16 protein-coding genes are annotated in these 17,135 nt (G+C 66.8%); 12 read left to right on the top strand and 4 right to left on the bottom strand.

Going from position 1 to position 17,135, the window contains the following annotated elements:
* Positions 1-205 precede the first annotated feature (205 nt).
* The 3 genes from B843_RS04915 to B843_RS04905 all read left to right on the top strand — a co-directional run bounded on the left by B843_RS04915 (position 206) and on the right by B843_RS04905 (position 3,964).
* Complete coding sequence (locus B843_RS04915) at positions 206-1,378, top strand: MFS transporter (protein ID WP_025252406.1); 1,173 nt, start codon at positions 206-208, stop codon at positions 1,376-1,378.
* Positions 1,379-1,429: 51 nt separating this feature from the next.
* Positions 1,430-2,884 carry a bifunctional UDP-N-acetylglucosamine diphosphorylase/glucosamine-1-phosphate N-acetyltransferase GlmU gene (gene glmU, locus B843_RS04910; protein ID WP_025252405.1) on the top strand — a complete coding sequence of 485 codons (1,455 nt, stop codon included), beginning with the start codon at positions 1,430-1,432 and terminating at the stop codon, positions 2,882-2,884.
* A gap of 99 nt (positions 2,885-2,983) precedes the next feature.
* The gene (locus tag B843_RS04905; protein ID WP_025252404.1) at positions 2,984-3,964 is read left to right on the top strand and encodes a ribose-phosphate diphosphokinase; all 981 of its coding nucleotides are present in this window, start codon (positions 2,984-2,986) and stop codon (positions 3,962-3,964) included.
* A 45-nt stretch (positions 3,965-4,009) separates the two neighbouring features.
* Here B843_RS04905 and B843_RS13220 read toward each other — a convergent pair whose 3' ends face one another.
* Entirely contained in the window at positions 4,010-5,164 is a 1,155-nt protein-coding gene (locus B843_RS13220) for an HNH endonuclease signature motif containing protein (RefSeq protein ID WP_169729836.1), read from the bottom strand.
* Between the two features lie 174 nt (positions 5,165-5,338).
* Here B843_RS13220 and B843_RS04890 point away from each other — a divergent pair, with 174 nt between their 5' ends.
* The 3 genes from B843_RS04890 to pth (B843_RS04880) all read left to right on the top strand — a co-directional run bounded on the left by B843_RS04890 (position 5,339) and on the right by pth (B843_RS04880) (position 7,373).
* Positions 5,339-5,986, top strand: coding sequence for a DNA alkylation repair protein (locus B843_RS04890; RefSeq protein ID WP_025252402.1), 648 nt, complete (start codon positions 5,339-5,341; stop codon positions 5,984-5,986).
* Between the two features lie 165 nt (positions 5,987-6,151).
* Positions 6,152-6,766: a 50S ribosomal protein L25/general stress protein Ctc gene (locus B843_RS04885; protein ID WP_025252401.1), complete on the top strand. Its 615-nt coding sequence runs from the start codon at positions 6,152-6,154 to the stop codon at positions 6,764-6,766.
* Positions 6,767-6,824: 58 nt separating this feature from the next.
* Positions 6,825-7,373, top strand: a complete 549-nt coding sequence (gene pth, locus B843_RS04880; protein WP_034650635.1) for an aminoacyl-tRNA hydrolase — start codon at positions 6,825-6,827, stop codon at positions 7,371-7,373.
* Here the strand turns inward: pth (B843_RS04880) and B843_RS04875 are convergent.
* Positions 7,360-7,632, bottom strand: a complete 273-nt coding sequence (locus B843_RS04875; protein ID WP_244877355.1) for a hypothetical protein — start codon at positions 7,630-7,632, stop codon at positions 7,360-7,362. The two genes, pth (B843_RS04880) and B843_RS04875, sit on opposite strands and share 14 nt — an antisense overlap.
* A 39-nt stretch (positions 7,633-7,671) precedes the next feature.
* On the opposite strand from B843_RS04875, the gene B843_RS04870 reads away from it, so the two are divergent.
* Positions 7,672-8,484, top strand: coding sequence for a fumarylacetoacetate hydrolase family protein (locus B843_RS04870; RefSeq protein ID WP_025252398.1), 813 nt, complete (start codon positions 7,672-7,674; stop codon positions 8,482-8,484).
* Here B843_RS04870 and B843_RS04865 read toward each other — a convergent pair.
* Positions 8,466-9,413 (bottom strand): NAD(P)H-dependent flavin oxidoreductase, encoded by a 948-nt coding sequence (locus tag B843_RS04865; protein ID WP_038595299.1) that lies wholly within the window; start codon positions 9,411-9,413, stop codon positions 8,466-8,468. The two genes, B843_RS04870 and B843_RS04865, sit on opposite strands and share 19 nt — an antisense overlap.
* 27 nt (positions 9,414-9,440) lie before the next feature.
* Here B843_RS04865 and pth (B843_RS04860) point away from each other — a divergent pair, with 27 nt between their 5' ends.
* The 5 genes from pth (B843_RS04860) (at position 9,441) to B843_RS04840 (ending at position 16,374) form a co-directional block, all read left to right on the top strand.
* On the top strand, positions 9,441-10,028 hold the full coding sequence (pth, locus tag B843_RS04860; RefSeq protein ID WP_025252396.1) for an aminoacyl-tRNA hydrolase: 588 nt from the start codon (positions 9,441-9,443) through the stop codon (positions 10,026-10,028).
* An 11-nt stretch (positions 10,029-10,039) separates the two neighbouring features.
* The gene (locus B843_RS04855; protein WP_025252395.1) at positions 10,040-10,873 is read left to right on the top strand and encodes an SDR family NAD(P)-dependent oxidoreductase; all 834 of its coding nucleotides are present in this window, start codon (positions 10,040-10,042) and stop codon (positions 10,871-10,873) included.
* A gap of 35 nt (positions 10,874-10,908) precedes the next feature.
* A complete protein-coding gene (locus tag B843_RS04850; RefSeq protein ID WP_025252394.1) occupies positions 10,909-12,549 on the top strand; it encodes a peptide chain release factor 3 in 1,641 nt (546 codons plus the stop codon).
* An 80-nt stretch (positions 12,550-12,629) separates the two neighbouring features.
* Positions 12,630-15,236, top strand: a complete 2,607-nt coding sequence (locus B843_RS04845) for a GNAT family N-acetyltransferase (RefSeq protein ID WP_025252393.1) — start codon at positions 12,630-12,632, stop codon at positions 15,234-15,236.
* A 1-nt stretch (position 15,237) separates the two neighbouring features.
* On the top strand, positions 15,238-16,374 hold the full coding sequence (locus B843_RS04840) for an acetoin utilization protein AcuC (protein WP_025252392.1): 1,137 nt from the start codon (positions 15,238-15,240) through the stop codon (positions 16,372-16,374).
* Here the strand turns inward: B843_RS04840 and B843_RS04835 are convergent.
* On the bottom strand, positions 16,371-17,123 hold the full coding sequence (locus B843_RS04835) for an SDR family NAD(P)-dependent oxidoreductase (RefSeq protein WP_025252391.1): 753 nt from the start codon (positions 17,121-17,123) through the stop codon (positions 16,371-16,373). The genes B843_RS04840 and B843_RS04835 overlap by 4 nt on opposite strands.
* Between the last annotated feature and the right edge of the window lie 12 nt (positions 17,124-17,135).

Raw genomic sequence — 17,135 nt, 5'->3', positions numbered from 1 at the left:
TCCATTAAAAAACCCAGCACCGCACGAGGCGGCGCTGGGGACGCTTGCTTCCCTGCAAGGACTCGAACCTTGAATGACGGTACCAAAAACCGTAGTGTTGCCAATTACACCACAGGGAAACGCCGAGATAGCCGTCTCGACGAATAGTGATACTACATTAACGGCCTCGGAAGTACCTATTCCCCACGAGTGTACTGTCGCCTTCATGGATGAGCAGAAGGCAGCACGGATTTTCGTCGTCTCGAACGGCCTGCAAAACATCGGCGACGCCATCACCGCGGCAAAGACGGTCCTCCCCTGGATCCTGGCCGCGGGCGGCGCGCCCGCCTTCGTCACCGCCATGCTCGTCCCGATCCGCGAATCCGGCTCCATGCTTCCCCAGGAGTTCCTCACGCCGTGGGTGATCCGCCATCGTTCCCGCAAGCGCCTGTGGGTGATCGGTTCCATGATCCAGGCGTTCGCCGCCCTCCTCATCGGGATCGCCGCGTTCCTGCTCACCGGCTGGGCGCTCGGCGCCGCCGTCCTCACAGGCCTCGCGGTGCTCTCGCTCGGCCGCAGCCTGTGCTCGATTACTTCCAAGGACGTCCAGGGCCGCACGATGCGCAAGGGCACCCGCGGCATCGTCACCGGACGCGCGACCATGCTCGGCGGCCTCGCGTCGCTCGTCATCGGTATTGTGCTTTTGCCCATCGGCTCCCGCACGAGCCTCCTCGCCGCGCTCATCATCTTCTCCGCCACCTGCTGGTTCCTCGCCGGCCGGGTCTTCGCTCGCATCGACGAACCCACCTACCCCACAGAAGGCTTCGCCCACCGCAATAGCTTCCAGCTCCTGAAGTCAAGCGTCGCTTTTCGACGCTTCGTGATCGTGCGCTCGCTCCTGCTGGTCACAGCCCTGTCCACCTCATTTCTGGTGACACTCGCGCACTCCGCCAACCTCTCCGGCGTGGGCGTGTTCCTCCTCGCCACGGGTGCCGCCTCCATTCTCGGCGGCAAGTTCTCCGGCAGGCTTTCCGACGTTTCCTCACGGTTGACGATGGCCTGGGCATCCCTTTTCGCCTCCATCGTCTTGTTCGTCACCATCGCGTTCCCCGTCATCGCGCCGCTGTCATTCTTTCTCGTTACCCTGGCCCACACCGCGGTCAGGGTGGCGCGGAAGACCTACGTCGTGGACATGGCCGAAGGCGACGAGCGCACCCAGATCGTGGGCGCGGCCAACACGCTCATGGGCGTCGTCCTCCTCGTCGTCGGAGCCATCAGCGGCGCCATCTCGTTTTTCGGTGTCTCCGCCGCCATCACTTTCCTCGCCGTGCTGGGAGTCGTGGGCTTCCTCGGGGCGTTGCGGCTCGAGGAGGTTTCGGTTGGGCGTCGAAAAGCCTAAAACGCTAAGCTAGAGGGGAAATTTTCCCCGATAACAGGAGCGTCGTTACTCGTGAGTAGCTCTTCTTCCTGCGCCGTTGTGGTCCTCGCCGCTGGCGCCGGCACCCGGATGAAGTCCGATAAACAAAAGACCCTGCACGCCATCGGCGGCAGGAGTTTGCTTTCGCACTCCCTCCACGCCGCGGCTGGCGTCGACCCGGAGTTCATCGTCGCGGTCATCGGCCACCGCCGCGACCAGGTGGGCCCCGCCGTGGATGCGGTAGCCGCCGAGCTTCCGGGCACCACCGTTCGCACCGCGATCCAGGAGGAGCAGAACGGCACCGGGCATGCGGTGCAGTGCGCGATGGATCAGCTCGAGGGGTTCGAAGGCACCGTGCTCGTCACCAACGGCGACGTACCGCTGCTGCGCCCGGAGACGCTCACTGCGCTGGTAGCGGCACACACCGAGGTGCCCACCGCCGTCACCGTGCTCACCATGAGCCTGGACGATCCCACCGGCTACGGTCGCATTGTGCGCAATGAGGATGGCGAGGTCACCGCCATCGTCGAGCAGAAGGACGGCGACGCAGAGACACTGAAGATCAACGAGGTCAACTCCGGCGTCTTCGCCTTCGACGCCGCCATCCTCCGCGGCGCGCTCGGCCAGCTGCGCGCCGACAACGCCCAAGGCGAGCTCTACCTCACCGACGTGCTCGGCATCGCCCGCGCCGAGGGCCACCCCGTCCGCGCCTACCGTGCCGAGGACCCGAGCGAGCTCGCCGGCGTCAACGACCGCGTCCAGCTCGCCGAGGCCGGCCGCGAGCTCAACCGCCGCACCGTCGAGGCCGCCATGCGCGGCGGCGCCACCGTCATCGACCCCGCCTCCACGTGGATCGACGTCACCGTCACCGTCGGCCAGGACGTGACCATCTACCCCGGCACCCAGCTGCTCGGCACCACCTCCATCGCCGACCGCGCCGAGGTCGGCCCCGACACCACGCTGACCAACATGACCGTCGGCGAGGGCGCTAGCGTGGTCCGCACGCACGGCTTCGACTCCGTCATCGGCGCCGAGGCGACGGTGGGCCCGTTCACCTACATCCGCCCGGGCACCGTACTCGGCGAGAAGGGCAAGCTGGGCGGCTTCGTGGAGGCCAAGAACGCCCAGATCGGTCGCGCTTCCAAGGTCCCCCACCTTACCTACATCGGCGACGCCACCGTCGGCGAGGAGTCGAACATCGGCGCATCCAGCGTGTTCGTCAACTACGACGGCGTAAACAAGCACCACACCACCATCGGCTCCCACGTGCGCACCGGCTCCGACACGATGTTCATCGCCCCAGTCACCGTCGGCGACGGCGCCTACTCCGGCGCGGGCACCGTCATCCGCGAGGACGTCCCCGCCGGCGCCCTCGTGGTTTCGGGCGGAAAGCAGCGCAACATCGAGGGCTGGGTGGAGAAGAAGCGCCCCGGCACCCCCGCGGCCCAAGCAGCGGAGGCAGCGCGCACCGAAGAAACGGACGCTTAAAGCACCCTCCCCCGCTCCACCTATTAAGCTAATCATTGGTTTGTTTTCCATTCATTCCGAGTTAACTTTGGACTCACCCCAGGAAGGTATGCCCCACCTATGACCTCCAAACACCTCACCGAGAGCCGCAAGAATCTCATGTTGTTCTCGGGTCGTGCCCACCCCGAGCTCGGTGAAGCCGTCGCCAAGGAGCTTGGCATCGAGCTCACCCCGATGACCGCCCGCGACTTCGCCAACGGCGAGATCTTCGTCCGCTTCGAGGAGTCCGTCCGCGGCTCCGATGCTTTCGTGATCCAGTCCCACACCCAGCCGCTCAACAAGTGGCTGATGGAGCAGCTCATCATGATCGATGCGCTCAAGCGTGGTTCCGCCAAGCGCATCACCGCAATCCTGCCTTTCTACCCCTACGCCCGCCAGGACAAGAAGCACCGCGGCCGCGAGCCCATCTCCGCCCGCCTCGTCGCCGACCTGCTCAAGGCCGCTGGCGCCGACCGCATCGTGTCCGTCGATCTGCACACCGATCAGATCCAGGGCTTCTTCGACGGCCCGGTCGACCACATGCACGCCATGCCGATCCTCACCGACTACATCAAGGAGAACTACTCCCTCGATAACATCGTGGTGGTCTCCCCCGATGCTGGCCGCGTGAAGGTTGCCGAGAAGTGGGCCAACGTATTGGGCGATGCCCCGATGGCCTTCGTCCACAAGACCCGCTCCGTGGACGTTGCCAACCAGGTCGTGGCCAACCGCGTCGTCGGCGACGTTTCCGGCAAGACCGCGATCCTGCTCGACGACATGATTGATACCGGCGGCACCATCGCCGGTGCCGTCGGTGTGCTCCGCGACGCGGGCGCCGAGGACGTCATCATCGGCTGCACCCACGGCGTGTTCTCCGATCCCGCTCGCGAGCGCCTGTCGCAGTGTGGTGCCAAGGAGGTCATCACCACCGACACGCTCCCGCAGAGCACCGAGGGCTGGGACAACCTCACCGTCCTGCCGATCGCCCCGCTTCTGGCCAAGACCATTCACGAGATCTTCGAGAACGGTTCCGTGACCGACCTGTTCGAGGGTCAGGCCTAAACTCCTTTCTTAAAAGTGCCCCTCCGGGGGCACTTTTTGCTTTCCCTAGAATGGTGGCGGAAGCTCTGGGACGAGGCGGCCTTGTCGCCTTTCCTGTTGCTTCCTCCTTCTCAGGTGATAGGTCCGAGCGAACATTCGACCAACCCCCGCCGGGTAGCTGGTAACCACCTTTCCGTCCGGCGTCCTCCACTTCACGACCCCATCCTCCACCTCGTAGTCCACGAGGCCGGAGCTTTTCATGTTGTGGCAGGAACGACACAGCAGCACGCCGTTCGACGGGCTGGTCTTGCCTCCGTCCGCGTAGTTGACCTGGTGGTCGTGATCGCAGACGGTGTGGGTGCAGCCGGGGCTGCGGCAGCCGTCGTCCCTAAACTTCATGTACACCTGCATGCGCTCGCTGAACGAGTAGTGATTCACCTCCTCGATCTCTGCCGCGCTCAGGTCACGCGCCTTGGCGGCGATGGCCCGCCACTTGGCGGACTCTTCCTTGCTGAGGAAGCCGACCGTGGGCATGTAGAGCCCCTCCATGTCCGGGCTTGTGAACAGGTTGAGGGTCACCGAATACTTGGTGACGCGGTCTCGGATGAATTCCTCGAAGACCTCGGCGGAGTATGGTGTGAACTTCTGCGGCTCCTCGGACTCTTCTTGGTCCGCCTCCTCCTGCAATTCGGCGGCCTTCTGCTCGAGGCACTGCTGGAGCACATCCGCCGCGGCACCGGATACGACGGCCTCGAGGTGTGTGTTTCCCTCGCCGTCGTCGTGCATCTGGAGGAAGCGCCCCTCCTCCGGATCCTTGACCAGTTCGCCGAAGTGCATGGCAACGATGTCCGTGACTTGCCTCCCAAGCTTCCGTTTCAGGGGAAGCTCTTGGCCTTTCACCGTGGGAGTGATGAGAAACGCCACCTCCTCGTCGATAGCGGCCAGCTCTTCCGGCGTGAGCCCCGCGAGCGGGGCGCAGATGCTCAAGATCCGCTCTAGATCGAGCGGGTACCCATCCAACTGACGCCCAAGGGTGACAGGCATGTGGTGAAAGAACCGCATGGCATCGAGGAGGCGTCCTGCGCGATAGTTGGACACTCCAAACTGGCGGGCAACGACGGACTCATGGACTATGGCGTCCACGTCCTCGGCGTCCTCGTCGCGGATGCAGAGGACGAACCACTGATGGAACTGCCTCCGCGCAGACTCTTGATCATTCATACTCAACGGAGAATCGGGATCGCGATGCTCGAAGAATGCCCCGTCCTCGATCGTTATTTCCCGCATGTAGCGGCCCCTTAAAGTGTTGGCTTGTATCGAAGTCAATCCTTTACCCACCACCCATCCTAGAACACCTGTTCGACAAATTCAATACCCTTCTGCTAGGGTTGGGGCATGACCGCAGCGACCGTGCGCGCCGCACTCGAGCCACTGGCCAATCCGGCAGACGCCCAGGCCATGAGCACATACATGAGAAACCACTTCCCATTCTTAGGCATCAAAACCCCTGGTCGTCGTGAAGCGACGAAGGAGCTGATAAGGAGCTGGAGGGGCCGCGAACCCGCGGAAGTCTGCAACCTGGCCGAGGAGCTGTGGGCGCAGGAGGAACGCGAGTTCCACTACGTGGCCTGCGACCTGCTGCGCGCCTACAAGGGGGAGCTGGGGGTGAGCTGGCTGGCCGCGCTCGTGACCACCAACTCCTGGTGGGACACCGTGGATGCGCTGGCCAAGGTGGTCGGGAAGCGGGCTTCCCCGCGAGACATGCGGGCGTGGTCGCGCACGGACAACCTCTGGCTGCGGCGGGTCAGCGTCATTCATCAGCTGGGTTTCAAGGAAAAGACCGACCCCCTCCTGCTCGCGGAGATGATAGACGCGGCCAACGGTACCGGCGAGTTCTTCCTCAATAAGGCGATCGGCTGGGCGCTGCGGGACTACGCGCGCACCGAGCCCGAGTGGGTGCAGCGATTCGTGGAGCAGCACGACCTCGCCCCGCTGGCCAGGAGGGAGGCGCTCAAGGGTTTGGCCGGAAACCGCAAGGCGTGATAGGATTTTTCAGTCTCGGCGAGGGCGCGCAAGCGCCGTTATCGACGCGATGTAATTCTCAAGCTTTTTTGAAACGCCTGCGAAGACTCGACCAAGACATTCGAGTCGGCCGCGGGCCTTTTGTCATTTCGCGGCCGAAACCCCATGACAAAAGGAGAAATAGGAATGGCTTCCTACCCCACCATTGCTGCTCAGCCGCGTAACGAGTTCGGCAAGGGCGCTGCCCGCCGCACCCGCCGCGCAGGCCTCGTCCCGGGCGTCATCTACGGCCTGGACCTCGAGGCTCCGGTCCACTTCGCCGTCTCCCGCCTCGAGCTGCACTCCCTGCTGCGTAACCACGGCTCCAACGCCGTTCTCGAGCTGGACATCGAGGGCGACAAGCACCTGACCATGGTCAAGCACGTCGACCAGAACGTCCTGACCCTGGACGCAGACCACGTCGACCTCCTCGCCATCAAGCGCGGCGAGAAGGTTGAGGTCGAGGTTCCGGTCGTGCTCGAGGGCGCCCCGATCTCCGGCATGCTCGTCCAGGATCTCGACCACGTCCTGGTCGAGGCCGACGTTCTGTCCATCCCGGAGAACATCACCTTCTCCATCGAGGGCTTCGAGGAAGAGGCTCGCGTCCACGCTGGCGACCTGGCTATGCCGGAGAACACCACCCTGGTCACCGACCCCGAGGCAGTTGTCGCCACCATCGAGCGCATCGAGGAGGTCGCCGAGGAGACCGAGACCTCCGAGGAGGAGGCACCTGCAGCCGAGGCTGAGGGCGACGCTGAGTAGTCAGTAACGCCGCAAACCGCGGGAGTGCCGTGCGCACCTTCCCGCGGTTTTTTCTATGATGAGACAGGTGACTGACGCACCTTTCCTCATCGTGGGGCTGGGAAACCCCGGCCCCCAGTACGAACGCACCCGGCACAACGCGGGATACATGGCGCTCCACGAGCTCCTCGGGCACGACTCGCTGCGCCCGCACAAGAAGTCGAACACGCTGATCGCGGAGACCCGCCTCGGCGGCAAGAAGGCGATCCTCGCCCAGCCACGCTGCTTCATGAACCTCTCCGGCACGCCCGTGCGCGCGCTCGCAGACTTCTTCAAGGTCCCACCCGCCCAGGTTGTCGTGCTTTTCGACGACCTGGAGCTGGAATTCGGCCAGGTCAAGGTGTCGCTCTCGGGCGGGGATCACGGCCACAACGGCCTGCGGTCCATCACCAAGTCGCTGGGCACGAAGGACTACGTGCGCGTGGGCATCGGGATCGGGCGCCCGCCGGGGAGGATGGATGTGGCCAGCTTCGTGCTCAAGCCGTTTAGCAAGGCGGAGATGAAGGAGCTGCCCATCGCCCTCGCCGACGCCGCCGACGAGGTCGCGCGGTTTGTCACCACTTCCTAGCCTTGATGAGCGCCAGCCGAAGGCCTTCGTCGTCAAGCGTAAGCGCGGACTCCTTCTTCAACCGATGAACCACGGTCGGGCAGTTCACGCAGCGGGGACGATCCTGGCAGCACTTCCCCTTCTTGGGGCCCTTTTCGAGGGCGCGGCGCACCTTCTTGAGCTTCGAGTCCTTGACGTGCGAGGGCTTCGACACCTGGGCGCACAACTCTTCCCAGGTCACCTCGCCTCGGGCATAGGCCCACGAATCAACTCTTCCCATACCATCTAAGTTAGCACAGCCTAAGCAAAGGAGCATCCGATGAAACTCGCCACCCTCAGGACCGCAACTGGCTACCGCGCCATCGAAGTGACGGGAGAGAATAGAGGAAGGGTGCTGGCCGAGACCGATGCGGGGACGTTCCTGCGGGATGGGCTGGTGGGGCAGGGTGAGGAAATCACCTTCGACCCGAAGGACCTAGGACCGGTCATCCCCCGACCGGGGAAGATCATCTGCGTGGGGCTCAACTACGCCCGCCACATCCTCGAGATGGGGCGCGAGCTGCCGGAGTTTCCCACGCTTTTCATCAAGTTCCCCGAGGCGCTCACCGGCCCCTACGACGACATCCACGTCCGCGAGTCCGACGCGGGCGCCCTCGATGCGGAGGCCGAGCTCGCGGTCGTCATCGGCAAACGGGCGCACCGGGTGAGCGTCGAGGAGGCGACGGATCACATCCTCGGGTATTCCATCATCAATGACTACACGCAGCGCGACTGGCAGACCCGCACCCTGCAGTTCCATCAGGGAAAGAGCTACTACCGCTCGGCCGGCTTCGGCCCCTGGATCGTGACCGCGGACGAGTGGCAGCCGGGGCCGCGCATCACCGCAACCTGGGGCGAGGAGGTCTTCCAGGACGGGACCACCGACGACCTCATCTTCGACTGCCCCACCCTCGTCTCCTTCATCTCGCAGATCTACCCGCTGGAGCCGGGCGACGTCATCGCCACCGGCACCCCAGACGGCGTGGGCCACGCCCGCACCCCGAAGCGCTACATCCGAGACGGCGAGACCGTCACCGTCGCGATCGAGGGCATCGGCGCGATCGCCAACACCACCTACATCGACAGCGAGTAGACGATGTCCTCGGCGCTGCCGGTGGGGATGCCACGGGTGTCGCCGGTCAGGCAGTAGGCCCCCGCCTCGGTGCCGCGCAGCGACTTGGTCAGGGGGGAGAGGTAGGGGTAGATCGGCGGCAGGTCGCCGAGCGCGTCGGTGAGCTCGGTGCGCAGCCCCCGCGCGTAGCGGCCGGAGAACGCGCGGGAGGAGACGGTCGCGCCGCCCTTGAGAAGAAGGGATCGGTTGAACTCGCTGGTGCCCGCCTCGTCGGAGAGCAGGAACACCGAGCCGCACGAGACCGCCGCGGCCCCAGCGGCCACCAAGCGCTTGACGTCCTCGGCCGTGCGCACGCCGCCCGCGGCGATGAGCGGCACGCTGACCCGCTCGGCGACCTGCGGCAGGAGCTCCTCGACGGACAGGTGGTTGGGCTCGGCGGCGGCATCCCAGGTCAGCCGGTGGCCGCCGGCCTCGTATCCCTGCACGATGAGCGCGTCCGCGCCACGCGCGGCCTCGGCCTCCTCGACGCTGGTCACACTCACCCACGCCTCGATGCCAGCAGCGTGCGCCTCGTCGATCTGCTCCGGGGTGAAACACCCGAAGCTGGTGGAGACCACCTTCGGCGGGTTGGCCAGCACGACCTCCCACTTCTCCTCGAACTGGTTGGAGAAGTCCGGCGTGACCGCCTCGGGCACCTCGTCGAGGAAGGGCTCGAGCCTGCCGCGCACCGCCTCGACGTCCCCCACGGCGGGATGGAAGGGCTGCGGGAAGAAGAAGTTGACGCCGTACTCGACGTCGCCGACGTCCGCCATGTCGCGGGCAAGCTGGTCGGCGCTGATGTTTCCGGAGGGCAGGAAGCCGAGGCCCCCGGCGCGGGCGACGGCTCTGACGAGGGCGGGGGTGGACGGGCCGCCCGCCATGGGCGCTGCGATGATCGTGGGGAAGGTCATGTCCACATCCTATGCAATGATGAGGACATGCCTTTGTTTTCACGCCTCCGCACGCTTTTCGCCCGCGATCTCGACGAGCCCGTGGAGTGGCTCGTCGTAGGGCTCGGGAACCCCGGCGGGAAGTACGCCTCAACGAGGCATAACGTCGGCTACCTTGGCGTCGACAAGCTGCTAGAAGGCGAAAAGCTGAGCAAGCTGAGCAGGTTCCCGGCGCTGGGGGCGCGGAGGGGCGGGATGCTGGTTCTGCGCTCGACCACCTACATGAATAATTCCGGCGAGGCAGTGGCGTCGGCGGCGCGGAGGTTCGGCGTCCCGGCCGAGCGCATCATCGTCCTGCACGACGAGCTCGATCTGCCCGAGGGGACGGTGCGGCTGAAGCAGGGCGGCAACGAGAACGGGCACAACGGTCTGAAGTCGATCAGCGAGCTGCTCGGGACCCGCGACTACCTGCGCGTGCGCATGGGGATCTCCCGCCCGCCGAAGGGCATGGCCGTGCCCGACTACGTGCTGTCCTCCTTCGACGCGGGCGACATGCCGGAACGCGCGGCGGAGGCGGTGCGGCTGATCGTCTCGGAGGGGCTCGCGAAGGCCCAGAACGTCGTGCACTCTCGCTAGACTGGGAAAACATGAAGACGATCGTGATCACAGGCGCGAGCGACGGCATCGGCGCGGCCGCGGCGCGCATCATCCACGAGGCGCACCCCGACTGGCGCCTGCTGCTGACCGGCCGCAATCCGAATAAGACTAAGAACGTCGCCGAGGCGCTGGGGGCCGAATACTTCCTCGCCGACTTCGCCGAGCTCGAGCAGGTGCGCGCGCTCGCCGCGTGGATCCGGGAGCGGACCGACCGCATCGACGTGCTCGCCAACAACGCCGGAGGCATGTTCGACGGCCCCGTCACCACCGTCGACGGGTTCGAGAAGACGTTCCAGGTCAACCACCTTGCGCCCACCCTCCTCACGCACGAGCTTTTCGACGTCCTGACGGCGTCGAGGGCCTCGATCGTGGCCACCTCCTCGCTGGCGAACCTGCTGTACGGCCGCCTCGACTTCGAGAGCTTCGGCCAATCCAAGGTCTTCGACCGCGACCGCGCCTACGGCACGGCGAAGCTGGCCAACATCCTGTTTACCCAGGAGCTGCATCACCGCTATCACAGCCGCGGGATCTCGGCCGTCGCCTATCACCCCGGCATCGTGGCCACGAACTTCTCCCAGGACACGCACTCGTGGATGCGCTGGTTCTACTCCTCGCCGCTCATCGGCCGGGTGCTCGGCATCGGCGCCGACCAGGGCGGGGCGAACCTCGCCTTCTTCATCGACGGCACCCCGGGGATCACGTGGAAGTCGGGCGTGTACTACAACGACAAGCGCCGCCCGGGGATCGTCAACCCGTTCGCGCGCAACGCGGGGCCGCGGCACTGGGACCTGACCAACCAGTGGCTGGGGACGACCTGGGATTAGCGCCTTAAGCTGGGGGCACACTATCCTTATTCCCTATGAGTTCACCCGCCACCATCGCCGAAGCCAGCCGCCGCCGTACCTTTGCCGTCATCGCCCACCCGGACGCCGGTAAGTCCACGCTGACCGAGGCGCTGGCGCTGCACGCGCACGTCATCGCGGAGGCGGGCGCGGTCCACGGCAAGGCGGGCCGCAAGGCCACGGTCTCCGACTGGATGGAGATGGAAAAGGACCGCGGCATCTCGATCGCGTCCTCGGCCCTGCAGTTCGAGTACGCCCCCGAGGGGCACACGGGCGAGCCGTACATGATCAACCTCGTGGACACCCCCGGCCACGCCGACTTCTCTGAGGACACCTACCGCGTGCTCACCGCCGTCGACGCCGCGGTCATGCTTATCGACGCCGCCAAAGGCCTCGAGCCCCAGACCCTCAAGCTCTTCCGCGTGTGCAAGGCGCGCGGGCTGCCGATCGTCACGGTGATCAACAAGTGGGACCGCCCGGGCCGCACCCCGCTGGAGCTGGTGGACGAGATCGTCACCGAGATCGGCCTGCAGCCCACCCCGCTCTACTGGCCGGTCGGCGACGCCGGCGACTTCCGCGGGCTGGCCCGCATCAACGAGGACGGCGAGGCGGAGGAGTACATCCACTTCCTGCGCACCGCGGGCGGCTCCACCATCGCCCCGGAGGAGCACTTCGCGGCGGACAAGGCCGCCGAAAAGGAAGGGGGCGCCTGGGAGACCGCCGCCGAGGAGGTCGAGCTGCTCGCCGCCGACGGTGCGCTCCACGACCAGGAGCTCTTCCTCGAGTGCACCACCTCTCCGCTCATCTTCGCCTCCGCGATGCTCAACTTCGGCGTCCACCAGATCCTAGACACCCTGTGCGCGCTCGCGCCCTCGCCGGCGCCGCGCCGCTCGGACGAGAAGGCGCTCGAGGCCTCGACCACCGCCATGGATGAGGTGCGAGAGGTGGGCGACGACTTCTCCGGCGTGGTGTTCAAGGTGCAGGCGGGCATGGACAAGAACCACCGCGACTCGCTCGCGTTCATGCGCGTGGTCTCCGGCGAGTTCGACCGCGGCATGCAGGTCACCCACGCCCAGTCGGGCCGCAGCTTCTCCACCAAGTACGCGCTCACCGTGTTCGGCCGCACCCGCTCAACCGTGGAGACCGCCTTCCCCGGCGACATCGTGGGACTGGTCAACGCGGGCTCCCTGGCGCCCGGCGACACCATCTACGCCGGCCGGAAGGTGCAGTACCCGCCGATGCCGCAGTTCGCCCCGGAGCACTTCCGCACCCTGCGCGCGAAGAGCCTGGGCAAGTACAAGCAGTTCCGCAAGGCGCTCGACCAGCTGGCCGCGGAGGGCGTGGTCCAGATCCTGCGCAACGACGCCCGCGGCGACGCCGCCCCGGTCATGGCCGCGGTCGGCCCCATGCAGTTCGAGGTCATGATGGCGCGCATGGAAAACGAGTACAACGTCGAGACCACCGCGGACCCGATCCCCTACTCCGTCGCGCGACGCACCACGGCCGAGACCGCGCCCGAGCTGGCCAAGCAGCGCGGCGTGGAGATCTTCACCCGCACCGACGGCGAGCTCGTGGCCCTGTTCGGCGACAAGTGGAAGCTGGCGTTCATCGAGAAGGAGCACCCGGAGTTCGAGCTCTTCCCGATGGTGGCGGACTAGTTTTCCCCGAAAACCACAGCGGGTGACGCGGGTCTTAATTAGGATGGGGTGAATTCCAGTCCACGTCCTGAGGGGGACCCATGCTCCATCCGTCGAAGTGGGAAGCGGACGTCGTGCTCAACGACGGCGGCATCGCCACGCTGCGCCAGGTGCGCCCGGAGGACCGCGAGGCGATCGTCGACTTCTACGACCGCGTCTCGCCGAAGTCCAAGTACCTGCGGTTTTTTAGCGCCCACCCCGACCTGAGCGAGGCCGAGCTCGACGCCTGGACCACCTCCGACGAGCGCGACACCGTCACCATCGTGCTCGTCGAGCGCGAGAACATCGTGGCCACCGCGCGCTTCGCCATCGCCGAGCAGTTCGCCCCGGCGCGGGTGGCGGATGTCTCCTTCCTCGTCCAGGACTCCCACCACGGCCGCGGGGTGGGCAACATCCTCCTGGAGCACCTGGCCCAGATCGGCCGCGAGTGCGGCATCCAGCGCTTCTTCGCCGAGGTGCTCACCGAGAACCGCTCGATGGTACAGGTCTTCGTCCGTGCTGGCTACCAGGTCAAGCCGGAGCTGGAGGACGGCTTCATCGTCGTGGACTTCTCGCTCGACCCCACCAAGCAGTCCCGCGAGGTGATGGAGCGCCGCGAGCTGCAGGCCGAGGCGAGCTCCATCCGCAGGCTGCTCAACCCGGGCTCGGTCGCGGTGGTGGGCGAGGTCGGCTCGGTCTCCCGGATCACCTCGTCGATCGTCTCCGGCGGGTACCAGGGCCAGCTACACGTGCTCACGCACAAGGGCGCGGACAAGGCGCCCGACCTTCTGCGTTCGATCCCCGGCACGGTCGACCTCGTCGTCGTCGACCACGACTCGGAGACCTTCGACGAGCTGGTCCAGGTCGCAGCGGAGAAGAACGCCTCGGGCATCCTGGTCCTCGCGCAGGGGCATAACCCGTCGATCTCCCAGGAGGAATCGCAGCGGTTCCTCGAGCGCGCCCGCTCGCTGGGGATGCGGGTGCTGGGCCCCGCGGCGCTCGGCGTGATCAACACCGCGGAGGGGCTCAACGCCTCCCCGGCGAGCATGCCCCGGGCCGGCAAGGTGGGGCTGTACACGCAGACCGCGGGCGTGGCCACGCTCGTGCTCTCCCACGCGATCAAGCGCGGCTGCGGGATCTCCTCCTTCATCGCCTCGGGCTCCTACGCCGACGTGACCGGCAACGACGTCATCCAGTTCTGGGCGCAGGACCCGGCAACCGACATCTGCTTGCTCTCGCTCGACACCATCGGCAACCCGCGCAAGTTCTTCCGGGTGCTGCGACGGCTCGCCCTCGAGAAGAACGTGGTGGTGTTCCTCCCCTCGCGCGCCCTGCAGTCCGCGCAGCACCACGACCTGGAATCGCTCCCCCACGCCCCGGCGAACGCGATCGACGAGGTGATCCGCCAGACCGGCGCCATCGTGGTCACCCGCCGCGACACCATGTACGATATCGCGGCGCTTTTGTCCATGCAGCCCATCCCCGCGGGCAAGCGCGTGGCCATCATCAGCAACTCCGCGGGACTGTCCGGGCAGATGGCCCAGTCGGCGGTCCGCTTCGGGTTCGAGCCCACGATCATCCCCATCGGGGAGGACCCGGTGCACAGCATCGTCGAGGAGAGCGCGCGGGCGCGAGGCGATTTTGACCTCGTCTTCTCCGGCGTGGTGGAGATCAACGAGCCGATCGGCCGCGAGGTCATCGAGGCCCTCGACGCGCTGGCCGGCGAGGAGGGTGCCACGATGATGGCCACCTGCGTGAGCATCTCGGACTGCAACTCCTTAGAGACCACGCACCTGCCGGTGTTCGAGACCTACGCGGACGCACTCGAGGCCTACGCCCTCATCATGGACAACGAGGAGCGCCGCGGCAGGGCCCGGCCGCACCCGGACGATGAGGTGGCCACTATAGACGTCGACAAGGCAAAGCGCCTGGTAGAGGCCATTCTTGAAAGTTCGGCCGAGGGGCGGGCGGCCACCGACGAGGAGACGGCGGAGATTCTCGCGTGCGCGGGGATCACCATCGTGCCGTGGAAGCCGGTGGCTTCCTTCGAGGAGGCCGTCGCGGCGGCGGAGGAGTTCGGCTGGAACGTCGTGCTCAAGTCGACCCACCCGGTCGTGCGCGGGCGCCCCGAGCTCAACGCGGTCATCCGCCACGTCGCGGATCGCTCGATGATGCAGCAGGCGTGGGAGGCGCTCGGCAGGCTCTCGGAGTCGCTGGGCGTGGCCGAGCGCGGCGAGGACTCGGTGCTCGCGTTGCTTCCAGTGGTGCAGCCGACGATGGACCCCGGCGCGACGCTGTCCGTGCGCGCGATCGAGGACGCCGTGCTCGGCCCCATGATCTCCTGCGGCGTCACCGGCATCGCTTCCGATTTGCTTCACGACGCTGCGTGGCGCACGCCCCCGCTGCGGCGCATCGACGCCCGCTCCATGATCGAGTCCCTGCGCGCCGCGCCGCTGCTGCGCGGCTACCGCGGTACGGCGCCCGCGCGCCTAGACACCGTCGAGGACGCGCTCATGCGGCTGGCCCAGCTCAAGGACGAGCTGCCGCAGCTGGTGGAGATCGAGCTGACCCAGGTCATCGCGGGGATGAATTCGACGTCGATCGTGGGCGCGCGGATCACCGTGGCGCCGTTGTCTTCCTCGCGCGACCGACTGGCCAGGAGGCTCTAAAATGACCAAGCCGATGCTGTTCCACACCGCCGAGTTGCTCGAGTACAGCTTCGGCGACATGCACCCCATGGGGCCCGACCGCGTGCGCCTGGCGATGGAACTGTCCGAGCACTTCGGGCTGCTCGACTCCTTCGACGTGGTCGAGCCGCCGCCCACCGACATGGACCTGGTGCGCCGGATCCACGGGGATAGCTACATCGAGGCGCTGAAAAAGCCGGTTCCAGACATCGACTTCGGCATCGGCGACCATGACCACCCCATCGCGCCGAAGGCCGCGGTGGTCGCCGGGCGCATCGCCACCGCCACCACCTCGGCGGCCCAGGCGGTGTGGGAGGGCAAAACCAAGCGCGCGATCAACCTCTCGGGCGGGCTGCACCACGCGCTCTCCCACCGGCAGAGCGGCTTTTGCACCTACAACGACGCCGCCATCGCCATCTCCTGGCTGCTCGACCAGGGCGCCCAGCGCGTCGTCTACCTCGACCTCGACGCCCACCACGGCGACGGGGTGGAGACCGCCTTCTGGGACGACCCGCGGGTGCTGACGATCTCCATCCACGAATCTGGGCTCTACCTGTTCCCCTACACCGGGTTCCCCAAGGACATCGGCGGCCCGGAGGCGCTGGGCACCGTGGTCAACGTGGCGCTCGACCGCAACTGCGGCGATCAGGCCTGGCTGCAGGCGGTCCACGCGGTCGTGGCCCCGCTGCTGCGGAAGTTCAAGCCGGAGATCCTCGTCTCCCAGCACGGCGCCGACCCGCACCGCGGCGACCCGCTGGCCGACTTCGAGCTGAGCATCGACGCCATGACCTTGGCCTACCGCTCCGTGGCCAAGTGGGCCGACCAGTACGCCGGGGGCAGATGGGTCTCCATCGGCGGCGGCGGGTACAACCGTGACTCGGTGGCCCGCGCGTGGACGCAGCTGGTGGCCACGGTCGCGGGCGCCGAGCTGGAGTCCGGGGCGCTGCTGCCCGACCGGTGGAGCAAGCGGGTGCGCATGGACGCCGGCCGCACGCTGGGAGACCTCGAGGCGCCCATCGATTTCCACCCGGAGCGGATCATCGAGAACAAGTCCTGCGCGCCGACGATCGCGACCTCCCGGGCGGTGTTCCCCTGCTGGGGGCTGCAGCCGTTTAGCTAGCGCGGCGGCATGCGCAGCGCGCCGTCGATGCGGATGGTCTCGCCGTTGAGGTAGTTGTTCTCGGCGATGGCCTGGACCAGCTGCGCGTACTCGGCGGGGGTCGCCATGCGCTTGGGGAACTGGACGAGGTTTTCCAGCTCGGTGCGGTACTCGTCGGAGATCGAAGCCATCATGGGCGTCTCCACGATGCCGGGGGCGATCGCGTTGACGCGGATGCCCAGGCCCGCGAGGTCGCGGGCGGCGGTGATCGCGAGCGAGTGGACCCCGCCCTTGGAGGCGGCGTAGGCCGCCTGTCCGATCTGCCCCTCGAAGGCCGCCACGGAGGCGGTGTTGACGATGACCCCGCGCTGGCCGTCGGCGTCGACCGGCTCGTGGGTGGCGATGACCGCCGCCGCGGCGGTGAGCACGTGGAAGGTGCCGGTGAGGTTGACCGCGATCGTCTTGGCGAACAGGCCCGGGTCGTGCGGGCCCTTGCGGCCGACGATGCGCTGGGACGGGCAGATGCCCGCGCAGTTAACCACCAGGCGCAGCGGCGCGATGGCGTCGGCCTGCGCAACGGCGGCAACAACCTGCTCGTAGTCGGTCACGTCGACCTGGGCGTAGGTCACGCCCGCGGTCTTCTCCGCAGGCTCGGCGAGGTCGAGGGCGAGGACATTGACGCCGAGGCCCGCGAGGTGGGCGGCGGTGGCCGCGCCGAGGCCGGAGGCGCCGCCGGTGACGACGGCGGAGATGCTGGAATCAAGAATCATGCTGGTTTTCCT

It is taken from the genome of Corynebacterium vitaeruminis DSM 20294 (assembly GCF_000550805.1).
GTDB lineage: Bacteria > Actinomycetota > Actinomycetes > Mycobacteriales > Mycobacteriaceae > Corynebacterium > Corynebacterium vitaeruminis.
The sequence above is the reverse complement of the archived record's forward strand: the minus strand, read 5'-3'. Positions and strand labels throughout refer to the sequence as shown.